This window comes from Actinomadura bangladeshensis, assembly GCF_004348335.1.
GTDB lineage: Bacteria > Actinomycetota > Actinomycetes > Streptosporangiales > Streptosporangiaceae > Spirillospora > Spirillospora bangladeshensis.
Genome location: NZ_SMJW01000523.1, coordinates 1 through 1,743 on the forward strand (window position 1 = coordinate 1; position 1,743 = coordinate 1,743).

Genomic DNA, 1,743 nt, shown 5'->3' on the forward strand with positions numbered 1-1,743 from the left:
CCGCCCGCCACGCCCGCGCCCCCGGTGCGGGCGAACGCGTGGGAGGACTGGCCCACTCCCGAGCCCGCATCCGACGATGACGCGCTTCGCGACGAGGCCGGGAAGGCGACCGTCCTGAGGGCGTCGTGGAACCCCGCCGACGCGGAGCGGGAGGACGACGGCGACGCGCAGCGGCCACCGCCCGTCGCGGCGGACGGGGAGCGGCCGACGCCACCGCACGGGTGGTACGAGCCCTACGTCCCCGAGGAGGACCCGGCGGAGGAATCGCAGGCCGTCCCGCGCAGCGACGCCTGGTAGGAGGCACCGTGAGCAGAATCGTGATCTTCGCGGCGGGGTCGCGGGGGGACATCCAGCCGTGCGTGGCGCTCGGGCGGGCGCTGCGGGCGCGCGGGGACGAGGTGCGGCTCGTGGCGAGCGCGCGGTACGCGCCGATGGCCGTCGCCGCCGGGCTGGAACTGGCGCCGCTGACCGCCGACCCGACCGAGATCCTCGAATCGGACGCCGGTCAGGAGTTGCTCGCCGGCGGCCGGAATCCGATCACATTCCTCGGTGGTTTCCGCCGCATCCTCGGGCCGATGGCCGAACGGCTGCTGGCCGAGTGTTCGGACGCCTGTAAAGGTGCGGACCTCATCCTCGGTCCCACTTTCTGTTACCTTCCCATGCATCTCGGTGAGCATTTCGGTGTTCCTTGGGGGCTGATTCATTTCCAGCCGAGCCAGGCCACCGGAGCGTTCCCGCATCCGTTCGTGCCGCAGGCCCGGCGGCTCGGCCGCTGGGGCAACCGGGGGAGCTTCATGGCGGTCGAGCAGATCGCCTGGCAGCTCTCCCGCCCCTTCATCAACCCCTGGCGGGCCCACACTCTGGGCCTCGAACGGCTGCCGCTGCGCGGCCGACTGCCGACCCGCGCCCCCGTGCTGGCGTGCTTCAGCCCGCTCGTGGTGCCCCGCCCGAAGGACTGGCCGTCCAACGTCGCCATGACCGGCTACTGGTTCCTGGACGAGGACGAATGGACCCCGCCCGAGGAACTGACCGGCTTCCTGGACGCCGGCCCGGCGCCGGTCTATGTCGGCTTCGGCAGCATGGTGGCCAAGGACGAGGAGATGACGGCGCTCGCGATCCGTGCCGCGCTGAAACTGGCCGGAATGCGCGGCATCGTGCAGGGAGACCCCGAAACCTCGGACGAGCACGTCCTCGCCGTCCGGGACGTCCCGCACGCGTGGCTCTTTCCCCGGATGGCGGCCGTCGTCCACCACGGCGGCGCGGGCACCACTGCGGCGGGGCTGCGCGCCGGCGTCCCCACGGTCGTCTGCCCCTTCTTCGGCGACCAGCCCTTCTGGGGCGAGCGGATCGCCGCACTGGGCGCGGGTACGGCCCCCCTGCCGTTCCGCTCCCTGACCGCACCGCTCCTCGCCGACCGCATCCGCCAAGCCGTCCAGGACGACGACATCGCAGCGCGGGCAAGCGAACTGGGCGAGCGCGTACGCGCCGAGAAAGGCACCGAACGCGCCCTGGGGGTCATCGACTCCCTGCTTGCCCGCCCATGTCCCTGAGCGGGCTCTCAAAGCGTCAGCGGGGGTCGTCGTCGCTCCAGCGCCAGCCGGAGCCGTCCGGGGCGGGGACGATCGCCCGGCGGACGCGCGGGTCGTGGCGCGGCCTCGGCTGCGGCGGGCCGTCCGCCCAGGGGCGCCACGGCTCGGCGGGGGCGCGGCCGTTGGGCTCGGCGCCCGCGGCGCTCCGGAAGAC

The 1,743-nt window shown here is 73.7% G+C and carries 1 protein-coding gene and 1 pseudogene; both read left to right on the top strand.

Features of this window, described 5'->3' with window-relative positions:
* Positions 1-297, top strand: a pseudogene (locus E1284_RS42270) (hypothetical protein); the annotation flags it as partial.
* Between the two features lie 8 nt (positions 298-305).
* On the top strand, positions 306-1,550 hold the full coding sequence (locus E1284_RS40540) for a glycosyltransferase (protein WP_131945410.1): 1,245 nt from the start codon (positions 306-308) through the stop codon (positions 1,548-1,550).
* Positions 1,551-1,743: the final 193 nt, after the last annotated feature.